The following is a 15,127-nucleotide window of genomic DNA, read 5'->3' as shown; positions in this document are numbered from 1 at the left end:
CCCGTCCGCGGGGCAGGCCTCTTCGCGCTTCATGACAGCAGGGCCGGGGCTCCGGCGAGCACGACACCGGGTTCGCCCGCCGCATCGAGGCGGCCCGCGTGCAGCAGCAGGCAGTGATCGCCGGAACGGGCCGAGTCGAGATCATGGGTCGCCTGCACCACCGTCGTGCCGTCCGCGACCAGGTCGGTGAGGAGCAGCCCGATGCTCTGCCGCGCCTCTGGGTCGAGGCCCGTGCACGGCTCGTCGAGCAGCAGCAGATCGGACCGCTGTGCCACGCCCTGGGCGATGAAGGCACGTTGGCGTTGCCCGCCGGACAGTTCGCCCAGCTGCCGCCCTGCCAGATCCGCGATGCCGAGCCGCTCGAGAGCCTCGCCGATGATCGAGTGATCGCCCTTCGTCAGTCGCCGCCACGGTCCGCGCTCCCGCCAGCGTGCCATCGCGACGGCTTGCCGCACGGTGAGCGGCAGCGCGTCGCTCACCGCGCCGCGCTGCGGCACGAAGGCCGCCGGGCCCCCGCGATGGATCACCGCCCCCGACGTCGGCTTGATCACACCGGCGACGGCGGAGAGCAGCGTGGACTTCCCGCTGCCGTTCGCTCCCACCAGCGACGTGACCGCCGACTCGGGTATGTCCGCGGTGACTTGATGCAGAACCGTGCGCCCGTCGTAGCCGGCACTCACGGCGTCGAGACGAGTGCGGCAGGGCCGGCGGGATGCCGGAGGGGAAGTACTCATTCGGGGTCCAGTCTGTAGTGACAATCATTTTCAGTATAGTCTGCGGGCATGGAGTGGTTGACCGGTCCCTTCGAGGTGACCTTTGTGCAAAGAGCCCTGATCGGAGGGCTGCTGGTGTCCGCGATCGCCGCACTCGCGGGTACCTGGGTGGTCCTTCGGGGGATGGCGTTCCTCGGCGACGCGATGTCGCACGGACTGCTTCCCGGGGTGGCGGTCGCCTCGCTGCTCGGGGGAAGCCTCCTGATCGGAGCGGCGGCGAGCGCCGTGGTCATGGCGGCCGGTGTGAGTGTGCTCGGCCGTACGCCGAGGCTGTCGCAGGACACCGGGATCGGGCTGCTCTTCGTCGGGATGCTTTCGCTCGGCGTGATCATCGTGTCCCGGTCGCAGTCGTTCGCCGTCGACCTGACGGGCTTCCTCTTCGGTGACGTGCTGGCTGTCGGGGAGGACGACCTGGTCGCTCTCGCGGCCGCGCTCCTCCTTGCGGCAGTGGTCGCGGCGTCGGGTCATCGGGCCTTCCTCGCGCTGGCCTTCGACGCACGCAAGGCGCACACGCTCGGACTGCGTCCGCGGGCCGCCCATGCAGTGCTCCTCGGACTGCTGACGCTCGCGATCGTCGCGTCCTTCCACATCGTGGGGACCCTGCTCGTACTCGGTCTGCTCATCGCGCCGCCGGCCTCGGCGCTGCCGTGGGCGCGGAGTGTGCCGGGGGTGATGGCCGGTGCCGCGGTCCTGGGAGGGAGCGCCACCTTCTGCGGTCTGCTCCTGTCCTGGCATCTCGGCACCGCCGCCGGGGCGACGATCGCGGCCTTCGCCGTCGCCCAGTTCTTCCTCTCCCGGTTGGTCGCCGGCCTGGTCGGCCGCGACCGCGCCGAGGCCGCACCGCCCACGCCCACTCCGGCGTTCGACGGGCCAGTCGTCGCGCCACCTCTCCGTACCGCAAGCACCGCACGTACCGCAGCAGACATGGGAGTCAAGGAATCGTGACCACCCGCAGCACCACGGCCCGCCGGCTCCCGGCCGTCGCCGCGCTCACTCTCGCCCTGTGCGCGGGATGCGCCTCCGGCGACGGCACCGAGCAGCAGCCCGCCGAGTCCAAGTCGTCGGCCTCCGCGCCGCACGGATACGTCGAGGGCGCCGAGGAGTCCGCCGAGCAGCAGTCGCGGCTCGTCCTCGGTGACCCGGCCACCGGCAGGACCCGGGTACTCGACCTCATCGACGAGAAGACGCACAGGACCCCGTCGGTGAAGAAGCCGACCGCTCTCACCACCGACGGCCGCTTCGCCCACTTCCACACCGCGACCGGAGCCACCGTGCTCGACACCGGCGCCTGGATGGTCGACCACGGCGACCATGTGCACTACTACCGGGCCGACATCCGGCCCGTAGGGCGGATATCCGCCGCCGACGACCTCGCGATACGCAGCGACGCGGCCGTCACCGCGGTGACCGGCAAGGACGGCGGCGCCCGCCTCCACCGACGTGCCGACCTCGAGGACGGACGGATCGGAAAGGGCCGGGATGCCGCGATCGACAAGCCCGTATCGGTGATCCCCTTCGACGAGCACCTGGTGGTCGTCTCCGACGACGGCGAGAGCGGCCGGGTCACCGTACGTACCCGCGCCGGCAAGCAGGTTGCCGCGCCGAAGGCCGGCTGCCGCGACCCGCGCGGCGACGCCGTCACCCGCCGCGGTGTCGTCCTCAGTTGCGCGGACGGAGCCGTGCTCGTACGGGAAGAGGACGGCAAGTTCGAGGCGGTGGAGATCCCGTACCCCGAGGACACGCCCGAGGAGGAGCGGGCGGACGACTTCCGCCTGCGGCCCGGCAGCGACACCCTCACCTCCCTCGCAGGCGACGCGGCCGTGTGGGTCCTGGATGTCACGGACCGCAAGTGGAAGCGGATCGACACCGGGCCCGTGGTCGCCGCCAACACCGCAGGTGAGGGTGCGCCGTTGCTCGCTCTCGGCCCGGACGGCACCCTGCGCGGCTACGACATCGACAACGGGCGCCGCACGGCGGAGATCGAACTCAAGGCCAAGGCCACCGGCCGAGGAAAGGGCAAGGACGCGGGCACGCCGGGAGCCCCCGACATCGCCGTCGACACGACCCGTGCCTACGTCAGCGACCCGGCGGGAAAGCGCGTCGACGAGATCGACTACAACGACGACCTGCGGCTGGCCCGCTCCTTCGACCTGGACATCAGCCCGGGCCTGATGGTGGAGACCGGCCGATGAACCTCCGCGCCGCACCGCGCCCTCGGCTCCGCCGCGCCGTGCTTCCCGTACTCGCCGCGTTGCTCGCCGTCGTGGCCCTGCCGGGCTGCTCGAACGAGCCGGACCGCCCGCACGTCGTGGTGACCACGAACATCCTCGGAGACATCACCCGGCGGATCGTCGGTGACGAGGCGCGGGTGCAGGTCCTGATGAAGCCCAACGCCGACCCGCACTCCTTCGGACTCTCCGCCACCGACGCAGCCTCCCTCGAACAGGCGGACCTCGTGGTGTTCAACGGCCTCGGCCTCGAGGAGAACGTCCTGCGGCACGTCGACAACGCCCGCGAATCAGGCGTGCCCACCCTCGAAGTCGGCGCGGGCGTGGATCCGTTGGCGTACGGCGCGGGCCAGGGCGAATCGGGGCAGCAGGACCCGCACTTCTGGACCGACCCCGACCGCGTACGCAAGGCCACCGGCCTGATCGCCGACGAGGTCACCGCGCACGTCGACGGAGCCGACGACCGGACCGTACGCAGGAACGCGGAGCGGTACCGCAAGGAACTGAGCACGCTCACCACCTGGATGACCGAGTCCTTCGCACGCATCCCGCCCGGGCGCCGGGCGTTGGTGACCAACCATCACGTCTTCGGCTACCTCGCCGAACGGTTCGGCTTCCGCGTGGTCGGCGCGGTCATCCCGAGCGGCACCACACTCGCCTCGCCGAGCTCGTCCGACCTGCGCTCACTCACCCGCGCCATGGACAAGGCCGGAGTACGGACCATCTTCGCCGACTCGTCCAGGCCCCAGAAGCTGGCCGACGTACTGCGCAAGGAGATGGGCGGCGACGTACGTGTCGTGGAGCTGTACTCCGAATCCCTGACCGGAAAGGGCGGGGGAGCGGACACCTATCTGGCCATGATGCGCGCCAACACCCGCGCCATGGCGGAGGGATTGACCGCCTGACCCTGCTCCCGACCCCCGTGATCCGACCCGTGCCGGGCGCCACGTCCGGCATGCCTGAAACCCGTTCGTCCCCGACGTAAAGGAACACCGGACATGAACATCCCCGTACGCAGTCACGCCGCCCAGGGCGCCGCGCTGGCCCTGGCCCTCACCGTCACCCTCACCGCCTGCGGCAAGGACGAGGACGCGGGCTCCTCGAAGGCCGCGGACGACAGCAGCCCGAGCGCCTCCAAGCCCCTCGAGGACCCCGTGGTCGCCACCTACGACGGCGGCCTCTACTTCCTCGACGGCAAGACCCTGAAGCTCGCAAAGACCGTGAAGGTCCCCGGCTTCAACCGCGTCAACCCGGTCGGCGACGACACCCATGTGATGCTCTCCACCGACAACGGCTTCCGCGTCGTGAACGCCGTCGAGCAGACGCTCACCGACATCGAGTACAAGGGCGCGAAGCCCGGCCACGTCGTCCGGCACGCGGGAAAGACCGTGCTCTTCACGGACGGCACCGGAGAGGTCAACGTCTTCGATCCCGCGGACCTCGCCGACGGCAAGAAGCCGAAGGGCCGCAAGCACACCTCCGACGAACCGCACCACGGTGTGGCCATCGAGCTGAAGAACGGCGAACTCCTCACCACTCTCGGCAACGAGGAGAAGCGCACCGGCGCCCGCGTACTCGACAAGGACGGCAAGGAGATCGCCCGCAACGAGGACTGCCCCGGAGTGCACGGCGAGGCCGCCGCGAAGGGTGAGGCCGTGGTGGTCGGCTGCGAGAACGGCGCACTGATGTACAAGGACGGCAAGTTCAAGAAGATCGACGCCCCGGACGAGTACGCCCGGATAGGCAACCAGGCGGGCAGCGACGCCTCCCCGGTTCTGCTCGGCGACTACAAGACCGACCCGGAGGCCGAGCTCGAGCGTCCCGAGCAGGTGTCGCTCATCGACACCCGGACCGGCAAACTGCGCCTGCTCGACCTCGGCACCAGCTACTCCTTCCGCTCGCTCGCCCGTGGACCGCACGGCGAAGCCCTGGTCCTGGGCACGGACGGCGACATCCGCGTCATCGACCCGGAGAAGGGCAAGGTCGTCCGTACCGTGCCCGCCATCGGGGAGTGGAAGGAGCCGCTCGACTGGCAGCAGCCCATGCCTGTCCTCTTCGTCCGCGACCACACCGCGTACGTGTCCGAGCCGGGCGAGAAGAAGCTGCACGCCATCGACATCGAGTCCGGCGAGAAGAAGGCATCGGTGACCCTGCCGAAGACGACGACGGAACTCTCCGGGGTGGTCGCCGGGCACTGAACGTACGTTCCCTCCGGCGCCGCACGGCATCCGTGGGCCGCGACCGTCCCGGCGGGCGCGGCCCACACATGCGTGCCGTGCGCCCACACATGCGTGCCGTGCGCCCACACATGCGTGCCGTGCCAGGGGGTGCATTCCGCTTCCGCGGCCGGGAACGCGAGCGCGGTGTATCCCGCACGATCCGTGCGGCGAGCGCGCTGACCTCGAAGAAGGGCGGCCGAAGGGGGCCTCGGCCGGCCGCGGGCACGGATGCCCGTCGCCAATTCGGTCGATTGTGCGAGACATCATGCCAGAGCAGCCCCCACTTTCGCGCGAGTTTGGCAACTGCCCGTTGCACATGATGACTTGACGACTACCGTGAGTGCCCGAGGATCAACGTAGGCTGGCGCGGCCGATGAATCCCCCCGAGCGGTGCAGCCATTCCGCATGGGGAGCCACGACGCGCCAGACACAGCCCACGCACCTTCCCCGGCACCGGCCGGAGAAGCACACACGAGGACACTGATGTCTCACCTTCGTGAACCGGCCGCACGCGCAGACCGCCGTGAGGGCGGACGGCACGGCAGGCCGGGACCCCGTACCGCCCAGCCGGTGGCCGAGGCCCAGATCCGCCGGCAGCTGCTGCGGACCGCGGTCCTGCCCGCGGTCGCGGTGGCACTCGGCGGGATCGCCGCAGTCCTTTTCACCCTGCGTTCCACCGGCGCGGAGGCGTCGACGGCGCTGTGGGCCGTACTCGCCGCAGCGGCCGCCGTGGCCGTCGCCGGAATCGTCGCCGGCGCCAAGTCCGCGGACCGTGCGGCCCGTTCCCTCGCCGACCGGGTGACCGAGCTGCGCCGCAGCAGCGCCCGGAGCCAGACCGAACTGCGCGCCCTCGTCGACCGACTGCGCAACGGCGAGCCCCCGCCCGAGCAGCGCACCCCCGAACGCCGCACCGCCGGCGACGAGTTCGACCTGCTCGCGGACGAGCTGAGCCGTGCCCACGAGTCGGCCGTCACCTCCGTGGTGCAGGCGGCCCAGCTCTCCAGCCAGACCGGCAGCGACCAGAAGGTCGAGGTGTTCGTGAACCTCGCCCGCCGCCTCCAGTCCCTGGTGCACCGCGAGATCCAGCTCCTCGACGAACTCGAGAACCAGGCCGAGGACCCGGAACTCCTCAAGGGCCTCTTCCAGGTCGACCAGCTCGCCACCCGTATCCGCCGGCACGCGGAGAATCTCGCCGTGCTCGGTGGCGCCATCTCCCGCCGGCAGTGGTCGCACCCGGTCACCGTGTCCGAGGTGCTGCGTTCGGCGATCGCCGAGGTCGAGCAGTACTCCCGCATCAAGCTGGTGCCCCCGATCGAGGGCACCCTGCACGGCCATGCCGTCGCCGACGTCATCCACCTGCTGGCCGAACTCGTCGAGAACGCCACCGTGTTCTCGGCGCCCCACACGCAGGTGCTGCTGCGCGCGAACCCCGTCGCCGCCGGTCTGGCCGTCGAGGTGGAGGACCGCGGGCTCGGCATGCCGGTCGCTGAACAGGACAAGATGAACGCCCTGCTCGCCGACCCCGACCAGGTCAACGTGGCCAGCCTGCTGTCCGACGGGCGCATCGGTCTGTTCGTAGTCTCCGCCCTGGCCCGACGGCACGGTGTCGCCGTCCGTCTGCAGAGCAACATCTACGGCGGCGTCCAGGCGGTCATCGTCCTGCCGCAAGGCCTCCTCGGCGCCGAACAGCCGCAGGGGGCGCACCGGTCGGGCGCACCGGCACGTGCCCCGTATCCGAACGGGCCGCAGGCTCCGGCGCCGGGCGCCCCGGCTTCGGCCGCCGCTCCGGCCCGGCCCGCGGAGCCCGCCCAACTGACCGCGGCCGCGCCGATGCCGGCGCCGGCACCCACTGCGGCACCCGCGCCGGCACCCACTCCGGCACCGGCACCCACTCCGCCACCGGCACCCACTCCGGCACCGGCTTCGGCACCCACCCCCTCATCGCCCAAGCTCCTCCCGCAGCTCGTCGACCGCCCGGCTCCCCAACCGACCCCCACCGCGACCGGCTCCGCCCTCTCGCTGCACACGCCGTCCGGCACCCGACCGCCGCTACGGACGCGGACCGCCGCCGACCGGACCCCCGGTGCCAGGGCCCCCGGCGACCGGACCGTGCACACCGCCGCGTCGTACCCCGGCTCCGATGCCGCACGACCCCAGGCCGCAGGACCTCAGGCGGCAGGTCCGGCCCACGGCTCGCACGCAGCGGCCGACGACGCTGCCCCCGCGGGCGGTTCGCCGTCCGGGGACCGTCGGCCCGCCGTCCATCTGCCGACCACCGGAATCCCCCTGCCCGTCAGGGCTCAGCGCGAGCCCCGCCCGAACCCGGCCGCCGCAGTACCCGGCGCCCGCACCGGCGGCGGCCAGCACGCTGCGCCGCCCTCGGTCACCGGCCGGCCCGCCCCCGCGGTAGCCGTCCCCGGGCAGCAGAACACCCCGGCCACGCCCGTCCCCGGCCAAGGCGCCGTACGCGGCACCATGGGCCGCCCGTCGCTGCCCCGCCGCCGCGCCCAGGAGCATCTGGCGCCCCAACTGCGCGAGGCCCCTGCTCCGCCACCCGAGGAAGCCGGCGACCCCGCCGGCCACGACCCCGGCCTGATGGCGGCCTTCCAGCGCGGCATCGGCCTCGCCGAATCCGCGGAACTGTCCGGCCAGGAATCGGACGAGGGCCACTCGGCCGGAGAGGAGCGGTCCGGCCGGACGAGCAGCGACTGACCCGCGTCCCCTCCTCCCTCCCCGCGTTTTCCCTCGTTACGTATCTACGCTGTATCGCAAGGAGTCGATCCATCATGGTGAGCGATGTGCCGACCGGCCATGTCAACGATCTGGACTGGCTGTTGAGCGGCCTGGTGCAGCGGGTGCCGCACACCCGCAGCGCGGTTCTGCTCTCCTCCGACGGGCTGGTCAAGTCCGTCCACGGGCTCGACCCGGACGGCGCCGACCACATGGCGGCGCTCGCCTCGGGTCTCTACTCGCTCGGCCGCAGCGCGGGCATCAAGTTCGGCGACGGTGGTGAAGTACGCCAGGTCGTCGTCGAACTGGCCACGACGCTGCTCTTCGTGTCCACCGCCGGCTCCGGCACCTGCCTCGCCGTGGTCGCCGGACGGGACGCGGACGCGGCCGTACTCGGTTACGAGATGGCGATGCTCGTCAAGAGCGTCCGGCCCTACCTCGTCACCCCGTCCCGGCACGCTGCGGAACCCACCGCCATGAGGCCTTGAACGTGGCCGCCCCGCAGGACGGGCCGTGGCTCGACGACGCGGCAGGCAGGCTCGTCCGCCCGTACACGGTGAGCAACGGCCGTACTCAACCCACGGCTCCGCTCGACCTGTTGTCCCTGCTGATGCCCACGGGGTCGGCGCACCTCGGACATCTCGGCCCCGAGCACAGCCAGGCACTGGGCCTGTGCGGCGGCGGCCCCACCTCGGTCGCCGAGGTGGCGGCGCAGCTGCGGCTGCCCGCCGTGGTGGCCAAGGTCCTGCTGTCCGACCTGGTGGACTGCGGAGCCCTCACCACCAAGGCCCCGGCGTTCCACCACACCCCCACCGACCGGTCACTACTGGAGGCAGTGCTCGATGGCCTACGACGACGGCTCTGACCCCTTCCCGCAGGCGCTCAAGATCCTGGTCGCCGGCGGATTCGGCGTCGGCAAGACCACCTTCGTCGGCGCGGTCAGCGAGATCGAGCCGCTCAACACCGAGGAACTGCTGACCGCCGTGAGCGCCGGCACCGACAGCCTGGTCGGCGTCGAGCGGAAGTCCACCACCACCGTGGCCATGGACTTCGGGCGTATGACCCTCGACAAGGACCATGTCCTCTACCTCTTCGGCACCCCCGGTCAGGAACGCTTCTGGTTCATGTGGGACGAGCTCTCCGACGGAGCGCTCGGTGCGATCGTCCTGGCCGACACCCGCCGGCTCGAGGAGTGCTTCGCCGCGGTCGACTTCTTCGAACGGAGAGGGATCGGCTTCGTCGTCGCGGTGAACGAGTTCGACGGGTCCTTCCGTTACGAGCCCGAGGAGGTGAGAGCCGCCATAGACCTCAAGCCGGAGGTCCCGGTCCTGCTCTGCGACGCCCGGATCTCGAGCTCGGGCATACAGGCCCTGGTGACTCTGGTCCAGCATCTGCTCACCACCGCCCCGGCATCGAGCTACGGAGCCACCACGTGACGTACGACCCGACCGGCCGCCAGTTGCTGACCCCCGTCGACAAGGAGGCACCGGATCGCGTGCGGCGGCTGCGCCGGCTCGGTCTCGGCGAGCATCCCGAGCAGGCCTTCGACACGTTCGCCGACCGGCTCGCCGAGATCATCGACGCGCCGTACGCGATGGTCAACTTCATCGATGAGTACCGGCAGTTCTTCGCCGGACTGCACACTCCGTCCGGCAGCCGGTCCGGTGGCGAACTGGGTGCGGTCGCGGCCGAAGGGAACAGCCGCCACCTGGCCCGCGACCACGGCTACTGCCCGCACGTCGTGGTCCGGCGCAAGGCCCTCGTCCTCGAGGACGTCCGTGACTATCCGAGGTTCGCGGGCAATCCGATGGTCGACGAGACCGGCGTCCGCTCCTACCTCGGTGCCCCGCTCATCGACCGTACGGGGACGGTGCTCGGCACCGTCTGCGCGGTGGACACCCGGCCGCGCCCCTGGGGGAGGGCGGGGCTCGAGACGATCAAGTCGATGGCGGACGAACTCGTCGAGCAGATCCACCGTCGCGAGGACGGTCGCCTCTGAGCGGTCCGGAGCCGGGCCGGGCCTTCGGGCCCTCATTCCCTTGATCCGATCTCGGAGGAAGACCTGTCGTCGGCTGCCGGCCCGATCAGGAAGAGTTCGACGCGTCGTCGAAGGTCCGCGGCGGGGCGGGCCGGACGGCACGCGGCAACGGCGCCGAGACGTCCTCGACTGTGACGTCCGGAACGCAGTCACCGCCCGCCGTGCGCCGGTGGCGCTGCCGTGCTGGCGCGCAGTACGACCTCACCGGCCACCCGCTCGACCCGTGAGCGCTGACCACGCTGCTCGCGCAGCGCGAGTGCGATCGCGCTGTGTCCCATGGCGGTGAGCGGCAGGGCCACCGTGGTGAGCGGCGGCGTGAGTTCGCGGACGAGCGGGATGTCGTCGAACCCGGCCAGCGAGATGTCCTCGGGCACGCGAAGTCCGTGCTCCCGGAAGGCGGCTAGCGCACCGACGGCCATCACGTCGGTGACGGCGAAGACGCAGCTGGGCCGGTCGCCGCGGCGCAGTAGTTCGACGGCCGCGTCGTGTCCGCCGTCGCGGGTGAACGCCCCGGTGATCACCCGTTCCCGGGGGAGTCGTACCCCTGCCTCGGCGAGCCCGTCCCGGAAGCCGGCGAGCCGGTCGCTGACCGTCGTCAGTCGCGCGGGCCCGGTCAGGATGGCGAACTCCCGGTGTCCAAGGCCGAGTAGGGCCCGGGCGAGTGCGGTGGCGCCGGCCCGGTTCTCGGGCAGCACCGTGTCGACGCGCAGGCTGCGGTGGCGGCTGACCACCGCGACCCGGCCGCCACCGTTCTGGTACGCGGCGAGTTCGGTGTCGAGCGACCGCTCCCAGGCCCGGTCCTCGATGCCGGAGGCGATCAGCAGGATGGCGCGGGCGCGTTGGGCGCGCAGCATCGAGACATAGGCGATCTCGCGGTCGGGCTCGCGGAAGGTGGACGCCAGCATGACGAGCAGTTCGTGCTCGGCCGCCGCACGCATGACTCCGCTGGAAATCGCCGCGAAATAGGGGTCGCTGACGTCGTGGCAGATGACCCCGACGGTGTTGTTGGAGGAGCTGGCGAGCGCCTGTGCGTGTGCGTTGGGGATGTAGCCGAGTTCGTCGGCCGCGGCGAGTACCCGGGTGCGCAGGTCCTCGCGTACGCGGGTGGTGCCGTTCAGTGCGCGGGACGCGGTGGCCGGGGAGACTCCGGCGGTGCGGGCCACGGCGTCCAGGGTGACCGGCGACCCGGTCGGGCCGACAGGGCCCGGCGGTCGGCCCGGTGGATCGGTGGACGGCAGGGTCCGGTTCGTCGCTCCCAGTTCTCCCACGGCGCCCCCTCGGGCTCAGGCAGTGAACGAGTCGGTTACGTGCGGTCGGGCGGTGCCGGCCCGCGGCGGGTACCGGTACGGCGCGGGTCTTGAAACTTTCCGCATGACGACCTCTTGACCGTGCGGAGGGGCGGTCATTAGCGTGGCCGCATCGTACCAGAAAGCGCTTTCTGAAAGCGGTTTCCCGTACCCGTCCCACTGGTCTACCGATCCGACCCGCTCTCCGCAACAGCCACATTGACAAGGGGAGTTCGTAGTGAGTCAGAGTGCAGTGTCCACCGCACCCGTGCAGCCCGCCGGGGTCGCCGAACGGGCCCGGCCGGGCCTGCAGCAGCGCGCGTTGGCGGCGGCCGAGAAGAGCTGGCGCCCGGTGGCGCTGCTGTTGGCCTGCTTCATCGCCTGGTGGGTGATCTCGGCCGCGGAACTGGTCGAGGCGTACCTGGTGCCCTCGCCGGGCGCCACCCTCGACGTCCTGCTCGACAAGCCCGACTATCTCTGGCAGCACAGTTGGGTGACGACGTACGAGACGTTGCTCGGCTTCGTGATCGCCGTGGTCGTCGGAGTGGTCGCGGCCGTGGTGATGGTCTATTCGTCCACGGTCGAGAAGACGCTCTATCCGATCCTGCTGTTCGCGCAGGTGGTGCCGAAGATCGCCATCGCGCCGCTGTTCGTCGTCTGGCTCGGTTTCGGGATCACGCCGAAGATCCTGATCGCCGTCCTGATCGCCTTCTTCCCGATCGTCATCTCGATGGTGACCGGACTCAAGGCCGTCGACCCGGAGATGCTCCAGCTCTCGGCGACCATGGGTGCGAGTCCTTGGCAGACCTTCCTGAAGATCCGTTTCCCGGCCTCGCTCCCGCATCTCTTCTCCGGCCTCAAGGTCGCCGTGACGCTCGCGGTCACCGGCGCCGTGGTCGGTGAGTTCGTCGGGGCCAACGAGGGGCTCGGCTATGTGATCCTGCAGGCCAACGGCAACCTCGACACCCCGATGCTGTTCGCCGGACTGCTCGTGATGTCCCTGATCGGCGTGGTCCTCTTCGTCGCCGTGGAGATCGCGGAACAGCTCCTGCTGCCCTGGCACGCGAGCCGCCGGGACGGCGCGGTCACCACCACGTACTGACGCACCACCGCCCGGTGACGCAACGTCATGTACTGACGTGTCGTCAAGCACCCACGTATTACGGCGAATTGCGCACCCGCGCACCTCGCCGGACACACCGCACAACCCACCGATGTCCGCTCGCGAAAGGGCCGGCCCGCATGCACCCGCGCAGAACACTCATCGGCCTCGTCCCTCTGACCCTGGTCGTCGCCACGGCCTGCGGCGGGGGTGACTCGGACACGAGCACCAGTGACTCGGGCAAGAAGCTCGACAAGGTCACGCTGACCCTCAACTGGTACCCCTACGGCGAACACGCCCCGTTCTATTACGGCAAGCAGAAGAAGATCTTCGAGAAGCACGGCATCGACCTCAACATCCAGGCCGGCCAGGGCTCCCAGAAGACCGTCCAGGCCACCGGTGCCGGACAGACCGACTTCGGCTGGGCCGACACACCCGCTGTGCTCGCCGGTGTGGAGTCCGGGGTCAAGGTGCGCAGCCTCGGCGTGATGCTGCAGACCACACCCGCCTCGGTGCAGTACTTCGACGAGCAGGGCATCAAGGACCCGTCGGATCTCAAGGGCAAGACCATCGCCGGAACCGCGGGTGACGCACTGTCCAAGACGTTCCCGACGTTCCTCAAGGAGAACGGTCTCTCCGAGAAGGACGTCAAGATCCAGAACACCGACCCCGCGGGGAAGATCGCGGCGGTGATCTCCGGCAAGACCGACGGACTGCTCGGCTACGCCAGTGACCAGGGCCCGTCGATGCAGAACAAGGCGAAGAAGGACGTCTCGTACCTCCGCTTCTCCGAGCACGGACTGAACTTCTACTCCAACGGCCTCATCGCCGGACAGAAGATCCTGACCGGCAAGAAGGACCTCGTGAAGCGCATGACCGAGGCGGTCAACGAGTCCTGGGCGGCGGCCGAGAAGGCCCCCGACCCGGCGATCGCCTCGATGGAGGGCGCCTCCGACCAACTCCCGCCGAAGGCGGTGCTCGACGAGCAGTTCAAGACCACGCTCACCCTCCTCCACACCGATGCCACCGAAGGCAAGGCGCCCGGAGTGAACACGGAGAAGGACTGGCAGCAGACGATCGACGTCTTCGCCGAGGCCGGCATGGTCAAGAACCCCAAGCCGGTCGAGGAGTACTGGGCCTCGGACGTGGCCCCCAAGGACTGACCGGGCGGGTGCCCCGGGGTCCGGCCCGGGGCACCCGGCCCGTCCGCCCCCGGCTGCCCACTGACGGGTTGCCGTCACCCGCGATGCCGGACCCGTGAGACCGGACCGCGACACCGCCCCCCGCGACATCGAAGGGCACACCATGCCGAACGACGTGACCCACAGCCAGGCCGGCGCGACCCTCGAGAAGGCCGACGTGACCAAGTCCGTGACACCCGGGGACCGCACCGAGGCCGCCGCCGTGCGCATCGACGACGTCGCCGTACGTTTCCGCTCGAAGAAGCGGGACGTCACCGCCCTGACCGACGTCTCCCTCGACATCGCCAGCGGCGAGTTCGTGGCGATCGTGGGCCCCTCGGGCTGCGGGAAGTCCACCCTCCTCAAGTTGGTGGCAGGCCTGCTCGACCCCTCCGCCGGTGAAGTGCGCCTCGGCGACGAGCGGGTCGGCGGCCCGCGCCACGACATCGGTTACGTCTTCCAGCGCGCAGCACTGCTCGAGTGGCGCTCGGCCCTGCGCAACATCCTGCTGCAGGCCGAGATCCGCAAGCTGCCGGCGGCCGAATCCCGGGCACGTGCGGGGGAGTTGATCCGGATGACTGGGCTCGAGGGCTTCGAGGACGCCCTGCCGCACGAGCTGTCCGGTGGCATGCAGCAGCGCGTGGCGCTGTGCCGCGCTCTGCTGCACCGGCCGCCGGTGCTTTTGATGGACGAGCCGTTCGGCGCCCTGGACGCGCTCACCCGGGAGCAGATGAACGTCGAACTGCGCCGCATCTGGCAGGAGACGGGGACCACCGTGATCCTGGTGACGCACTCCATCTCCGAGGCCGTGTATCTCGCGGACCGGGTGGTGGTGATGAGCGCGCGGCCCGGCACCGTCGCCGAGATCATCGATGCCGGTCTGCCCGCCGAGCGCGGTTACTCGGAGACGATGTCCCGCCCCGAGTTCGGCGAGGCGACGACCCGGATCCGAGACCTGCTCGGGGCCGCGGCGGCCGTGGACTGACTCGGTCTCGCCCTCGGTCCGGACCCCGGCCTGTGACGTCCACGGTCTCGTCGACGCCTCCCATGACAGTGCCGAACAGGCCGGGGTCGTGTTCAGGCTCACGGCCTGCAGCATCGCCAACGTCAGTACGGCGCCGTCCGCCGAGGTGAGTGGCCGGGTGCGGTGGCATCGGAGAGGACGTCCGGCAGGCGGCCGAGGGCGAAGGCGGCGTGCGCGGTGAGTCGGAAGCGCCATGCGCGGTGAGTCGGAAAGCGCCCTGCCCGCGGTGAACGGTACGCACAGGTGTCTCACGAAGCCGGCGGTGATCAGGTCGCCGCCGGTCTCTGCGCCCGCAGGGCCTCCTGCGGACCGTGCCGTGGAACGTGTCGGGAACTGCTTGACGGCCACCATCCCGCCCTCGACCGAAGCGAGTTCGCCGCTGATCGAACCGATGCCGGCCCGGCCCGCACGTCGCGTCGAGCTGCATAATCCTGGTCCGGTAGGTGTTCTGGAAGTCGGCCAACTCGGCGTGTGCCCGACGGCCCTGTCGTTCCCAGGCCGCTTCGGGAGTACGGACATTGCCCGGCCCGTACGCGACAGGGTCAT

The 15,127-nt window shown here is 70.6% G+C and carries 14 protein-coding genes; 12 read left to right on the top strand and 2 right to left on the bottom strand.

Annotation, left to right across the window (positions count from 1 at the left end; all coding sequences use genetic code 11):
- Positions 1–29: 29 nt before the first annotated feature.
- Positions 30–734 (bottom strand): zinc ABC transporter ATP-binding protein AztA, encoded by a 705-nt coding sequence (gene aztA, locus DSC45_RS05415; RefSeq protein ID WP_119287564.1) that lies wholly within the window; start codon positions 732–734, stop codon positions 30–32.
- A 48-nt stretch (positions 735–782) separates the two neighbouring features.
- Between aztA and aztB the strand changes: the two genes are divergently transcribed.
- The 9 genes from aztB to DSC45_RS05370 all read left to right on the top strand — a co-directional run bounded on the left by aztB (position 783) and on the right by DSC45_RS05370 (position 9,949).
- A complete protein-coding gene (aztB, locus tag DSC45_RS05410; protein ID WP_119287562.1) occupies positions 783–1,718 on the top strand; it encodes a zinc ABC transporter permease AztB in 936 nt (311 codons plus the stop codon).
- Entirely contained in the window at positions 1,715–2,965 is a 1,251-nt protein-coding gene (locus DSC45_RS05405; RefSeq protein ID WP_119287561.1) for a hypothetical protein, read from the top strand. Before aztB ends, DSC45_RS05405 begins: the two co-directional genes overlap by 4 nt.
- On the top strand, positions 2,962–3,906 hold the full coding sequence (gene aztC, locus DSC45_RS05400; RefSeq protein ID WP_119287559.1) for a zinc ABC transporter substrate-binding protein AztC: 945 nt from the start codon (positions 2,962–2,964) through the stop codon (positions 3,904–3,906). The genes DSC45_RS05405 and aztC overlap by 4 nt, the downstream gene beginning before the upstream one ends.
- Positions 3,907–3,999: 93 nt before the next feature.
- The gene (aztD, locus tag DSC45_RS05395; RefSeq protein WP_119287557.1) at positions 4,000–5,199 is read left to right on the top strand and encodes a zinc metallochaperone AztD; all 1,200 of its coding nucleotides are present in this window, start codon (positions 4,000–4,002) and stop codon (positions 5,197–5,199) included.
- 504 nt (positions 5,200–5,703) lie between these two features.
- On the top strand, positions 5,704–7,932 hold the full coding sequence (locus DSC45_RS05390) for a sensor histidine kinase (protein WP_119287555.1): 2,229 nt from the start codon (positions 5,704–5,706) through the stop codon (positions 7,930–7,932).
- Between the two features lie 74 nt (positions 7,933–8,006).
- Positions 8,007–8,438 (top strand): roadblock/LC7 domain-containing protein, encoded by a 432-nt coding sequence (locus DSC45_RS05385; protein ID WP_119287554.1) that lies wholly within the window; start codon positions 8,007–8,009, stop codon positions 8,436–8,438.
- 2 nt (positions 8,439–8,440) lie between these two features.
- Entirely contained in the window at positions 8,441–8,815 is a 375-nt protein-coding gene (locus tag DSC45_RS05380; protein WP_119287552.1) for a DUF742 domain-containing protein, read from the top strand.
- The gene (locus DSC45_RS05375) at positions 8,793–9,386 is read left to right on the top strand and encodes a GTP-binding protein (protein WP_119287550.1); all 594 of its coding nucleotides are present in this window, start codon (positions 8,793–8,795) and stop codon (positions 9,384–9,386) included. The genes DSC45_RS05380 and DSC45_RS05375 overlap by 23 nt, the downstream gene beginning before the upstream one ends.
- Positions 9,383–9,949 (top strand): GAF domain-containing protein, encoded by a 567-nt coding sequence (locus tag DSC45_RS05370; protein WP_119287548.1) that lies wholly within the window; start codon positions 9,383–9,385, stop codon positions 9,947–9,949. Before DSC45_RS05375 ends, DSC45_RS05370 begins: the two co-directional genes overlap by 4 nt.
- Before the next feature lie 188 nt (positions 9,950–10,137).
- On the opposite strand, the gene DSC45_RS05365 is transcribed toward DSC45_RS05370, so the two are convergent.
- Positions 10,138–11,226, bottom strand: coding sequence for a substrate-binding domain-containing protein (locus DSC45_RS05365; RefSeq protein WP_119287731.1), 1,089 nt, complete (start codon positions 11,224–11,226; stop codon positions 10,138–10,140).
- 286 nt (positions 11,227–11,512) lie between these two features.
- Here DSC45_RS05365 and DSC45_RS05360 point away from each other — a divergent pair, with 286 nt between their 5' ends.
- The 3 genes from DSC45_RS05360 to DSC45_RS05350 all read left to right on the top strand — a co-directional run bounded on the left by DSC45_RS05360 (position 11,513) and on the right by DSC45_RS05350 (position 14,542).
- On the top strand, positions 11,513–12,376 hold the full coding sequence (locus DSC45_RS05360; protein ID WP_119287547.1) for an ABC transporter permease: 864 nt from the start codon (positions 11,513–11,515) through the stop codon (positions 12,374–12,376).
- Positions 12,377–12,516: 140 nt separating this feature from the next.
- A complete protein-coding gene (locus tag DSC45_RS05355) occupies positions 12,517–13,539 on the top strand; it encodes an ABC transporter substrate-binding protein (RefSeq protein ID WP_119287545.1) in 1,023 nt (340 codons plus the stop codon).
- A gap of 142 nt (positions 13,540–13,681) precedes the next feature.
- Entirely contained in the window at positions 13,682–14,542 is an 861-nt protein-coding gene (locus tag DSC45_RS05350; RefSeq protein ID WP_119287729.1) for an ABC transporter ATP-binding protein, read from the top strand.
- The last annotated feature ends 585 nt before the right edge of the window (positions 14,543–15,127 follow it).

Origin of the sequence: Streptomyces sp. YIM 130001, from assembly GCF_003574445.1 — a bacterium.
Lineage (GTDB): Bacteria > Actinomycetota > Actinomycetes > Streptomycetales > Streptomycetaceae > Streptomyces.
This window is presented reverse-complemented; position numbering and strand designations above follow the sequence as displayed.